The organism is Vibrio sp. 10N.261.52.A1 (genome assembly GCF_002876325.1).
Classification (GTDB): Bacteria; Pseudomonadota; Gammaproteobacteria; order Enterobacterales; family Vibrionaceae; genus Vibrio; species Vibrio chagasii.
In genome coordinates, this window is sequence record NZ_MCYD01001123.1 from 1 (window position 1) to 3,982 (window position 3,982).

Consider the following 3,982-nt stretch of genomic DNA (forward strand, 5'->3'; position numbering starts at 1 on the left):
GTTACATTTTTAATGTATTAAACTCATTAGACTGTGCCCATAAGCTTATAACCCAATAAGCGATTAATAGGTGGAACCATTACATGCAAGAAAACTACAAAATTTTAGTGGTCGATGACGATGCTCGTTTACGTGCACTGTTAGAGCGCTATCTGTCAGAGCAGGGCTTTCAAGTGCGTAGCGTGGCAAACAGTGAGCAGATGGACCGCCTGTTAACCCGTGAAAATTTTCACTTGATGGTATTGGACTTAATGTTGCCGGGCGAAGACGGTCTATCGATCTGTCGTCGTCTAAGAAACGCAAACAACTCGCTGCCTATCCTGATGCTGACGGCAAAGGGTGATGAAGTGGATCGTATTGTTGGTTTGGAAGTCGGTGCTGATGACTACCTACCAAAACCATTCAACCCACGCGAACTGCTTGCTCGCATCAAAGCAGTATTGCGCCGCCAAGTAATTGAAGCGCCAGGCGCACCAAGTACAGAGGAATCTGTGGTTGAGTTTGGTGAGTTCCGCTTGAACTTAGGTACACGTGAAATGTTCCGTGGCGAAGAGCCAATGCCGCTTACTTCGGGCGAATTTGCAGTGCTTAAGTCACTAGTTACCAATGCTCGTGAGCCAATGTCTCGCGATAAGCTGATGAACATGGCCCGTGGCCGTGAGTATTCAGCGATGGAACGTTCTATCGATGTTCAGATTTCACGTCTACGTCGTCTAGTGGAAGAAGACCCAAGCAAACCTCGCTACATCCAAACGGTGTGGGGCTTAGGTTATGTCTTCGTTCCTGATGGTAAGGCTGTGTAAGTCAGCTTAATAAGCTCTACAGTAGCTTTATTGATTCTGTGATTCAGAATTCTCTATTTACGGGCCATCTCATTGATATGTGATGGCCCGTTTTGTATTCAGGATAATTGTTTAGAGTTATAGTCATATAACGCTTTGTTTTTTCTCTCTACACTTTGGGTGCCCCATGCGCATACGTAGCTCCTTTACTCAGTCGATAGTGCTTTTCTTAACGCTATTGGTCGCTAGCCAAATCTTTTCTTACTACGCCGTGTTTAACTACGCTTTGATGCCGAGCTTACAGCAGTTTAATAAGATATTGGCGCACGAGTTAAACCTAGTATTGGACCAAGGCAGTGATATCGAGATCGACGCACCACTGCGCCAGCGCGTACTTGAGCAACTTGGAGTAACGGTCCACGCCAAGGACAGCGAAGCAGCGGGTGAGTATTACCACGCAGTATCGATTGACCTGATGAGTGAGGAGATGACCAAAGAATTAGGCTCTGAAACAGAAGTGCGATTGATCTTAGGTAAAGAGAGCTATGTGTTGTGGATGGACATAGCACAGCTGCCAAACTCATTGATTAGAATTCCACTCTCTGAGCTACAAGAAGAAGACTTCGCGCCATTATTTCGTAATAGCTTGATCATGGCGATGTTGATCGTTGCTGGTGGTTGGCTGTTCATCCGATTGCAAAACCGCCCACTCATTGCGCTTGAGAAAGCAGCGCAGGGTGTCGGTCGTGGTGATATTCCACCGCCACTGCCTGTGCAAGGTGCTCAAGAGATTCGTTCAGTAACTCGCGCCTTTAACCAGATGTCGAAAGGCATTCAAGAACTGGAAGAAGACAGAGCTTTGTTGATGGCGGGTATCAGTCATGATTTACGCACTCCATTAACGCGTATCCGTTTAGCCACCGAGATGATGTCGCCAGAAGATGCCTATTTAGCGGAAGGCATTATCAGTGATACCGAAGAGTGTAATGAGATCATCAGCCAGTTTATGGACTACTTGAAGCCCGTCGATCGTGAATCATTCCAAGCGGTGTTTGTGGATGATATTGCACGCGAGGTATCAAGCTCTGAAGGTGGCTATGAGGTACAGATTGAAACTGATATCCCGGATACCATGAAGCCTGCATTAGGCAATCCGATCGCGATGAAGCGTGCGGTGAGTAACTTGGTGGTGAATGCGCTGCGTTACGGTAATGGCTGGGTCAAGGTATCGACTGGCATGACAGCGGATAACAAACTGGCTTGGGTAACGGTAGAGGATAACGGCCCGGGTATCCCACAAGACCAGATCGGCAAGCTATTTGAACCCTTCACTCGTGGTGATACGGCTCGTGGTAGTGAAGGAACAGGATTAGGTTTGGCGATCGTCAAGCGTATTGTCAGCCAACACCAAGGCGCAGTGGTGGTCAATAATCGCAGTGAAGGTGGCTTAAAAGCGCAGATTAGTTTCCCAGCTAAGCCCTAGTTGTCATCGGTCCGTGTGATTTCGATGAGTTTGGTTCGGGGAACTATTAAGAGATCCCCGACTCGGTCATTATTCTCTCTCGGGGATGACAAAAAATACCGTCATTCCCTATCGTGAGGAACGAACGAGTAGGGAATCTCGCTCTTGATTGAAGAAAGTAACGTGCACTAAAAAGGCTTCCTTGTGGAAGCCTTTTTACGTTTTGAGCGGTAATAGACGGGCTAATTACGCCTTAGAATACACATCACGCTCACCCAACCAGCGATTGACGATCGCCTTAGCGTTATCTGGGTAGCTATCATGAATATGGCGAGCGATACGTTGCACTTCCGGGATTAAACGTTGGTCTCGTACTAAGTCGGCAATCTTGAAATCCGCCAAGCCGGTCTGTTTAGTGCCAAGCAGTTCACCGGGGCCACGGATCTCTAAGTCACGCTGTGCAATCACAAAGCCATCGTTACTTTCACGCAGCACACCTAAGCGCTTCTGAGCGGTTTTAGACAGCGGTGAGTGATACAACAATACACAATGGCTTGCGACTGACCCTCGGCCTACACGACCGCGTAATTGGTGAAGTTGAGCTAGGCCAAGACGTTCTGGGTTCTCGATGATCATTAAGCTCGAATTCGGAACATCCACACCCACTTCAATCACCGTAGTCGCAACCAATAGGTGCAGTTTGTTTTCTTTGAACTCCTGCATCACTGCTTGTTTTTCGGCAGGTTTCATTCGGCCGTGTACTAAACCAATTTTCACATCAGGCAGTTTTCGTTGCAGCTCTTCTGCGGTGTCTGCAGCAGCTTGCGCTTCCAATACTTCAGACTCATCAATCAGTGTGCACACCCAATAGGCTTGCTTACCCTCATTGAGGCAGGCATTACGCACGCGTTCGACGATGTCATCACGCTTGGTATCTGGAATTGCCACAGTTTGAATGGGCGTTCGACCCGGTGGTAATTCATCAATGATTGAGGTTTCGAGATCGGCATAGGCTGTCATTGCCAATGTTCGTGGAATTGGCGTTGCTGTCATCACTAACTGGTGAGGATAGTAGCCTTGCTTAGCACCTTTCTCACGTAGTTCTAGTCGCTGGTGGACACCGAATCGGTGTTGTTCATCAATGATGACTAAGCCAAGGTTTTTGAACTCGACGTGTTCTTGGAATAGGGCATGAGTACCCACCACCATTTGCGCTTCGCCGCTGGCAATTCGCGCCAGCTCAGTCTCACGAGCTTTGCCCTTGAGTTTGCCTGCCAACCAACCAACTTGAATGCCCATGGCTTCAAACCAGTTGGCGAAATTGATCGCGTGCTGCTCAGCCAATAGTTCCGTTGGTGCCATCAGTGCTACTTGCTGGCCATGTTCCAGTGCGCGAATAGCCGCTAGTGCAGCCACCAAGGTTTTACCTGAACCTACATCCCCTTGCACTAAGCGCATCATTGGGTGTGGCTTTTCTAAGTCAGTTTCAATCTCTTGGGTTACGCGTGCTTGAGCATTGGTTGGCGAGAATGGCAGCTGAGCCAGTAGCTTATCTTTGAGTGTATTCACTGGAGGAAGCGGCATCGCTTTGTCTTGCTGTCCTTTACTGCGGACCGACAGCATCGATAGGTTTTGAGCCAGTAGCTCTTCCATAATCAAGCGCAGCTGTGCTGGGTGTTTACCTTCATCAAACAACTCTAGGTCGATACCCGGAGGCGGTCTGTGAATGGTATGCAGC

3 protein-coding genes are annotated in these 3,982 nt (G+C 48.3%); 2 read left to right on the forward strand and 1 reads right to left on the reverse strand.

All coding sequences use genetic code 11. The features are described from left to right. The first annotated feature begins 83 nt into the window (after nucleotides 1-83). Both ompR and envZ read left to right on the forward strand, forming a co-directional pair. On the forward strand, nucleotides 84-803 hold the full coding sequence (ompR, locus tag BCT81_RS24035) for a two-component system response regulator OmpR (protein ID WP_008218409.1): 720 nt from the start codon (nucleotides 84-86) through the stop codon (nucleotides 801-803). A 166-nt stretch (nucleotides 804-969) separates the two neighbouring features. Beyond that, the gene (gene envZ, locus BCT81_RS24040; RefSeq protein ID WP_102426099.1) at nucleotides 970-2,265 is read left to right on the forward strand and encodes a two-component system sensor histidine kinase EnvZ; all 1,296 of its coding nucleotides are present in this window, start codon (nucleotides 970-972) and stop codon (nucleotides 2,263-2,265) included. 225 nt (nucleotides 2,266-2,490) lie between these two features. Here the strand turns inward: envZ and recG are convergent. Further along, nucleotides 2,491-3,982, reverse strand: a 1,492-nt coding sequence (gene recG, locus BCT81_RS24045; protein ID WP_102426100.1) for an ATP-dependent DNA helicase RecG, incomplete at its 5' end; no start/stop codon positions are given.

Coding starts and splice junctions, on each gene's coding strand:
- ompR (WP_008218409.1), top strand. CDS start 84: ATGCAAGAAAACTACAAAATTTTAGTGGTCGATGACGATGCTCGTTTA.
- envZ (WP_102426099.1), top strand. CDS start 970: ATGCGCATACGTAGCTCCTTTACTCAGTCGATAGTGCTTTTCTTAACG.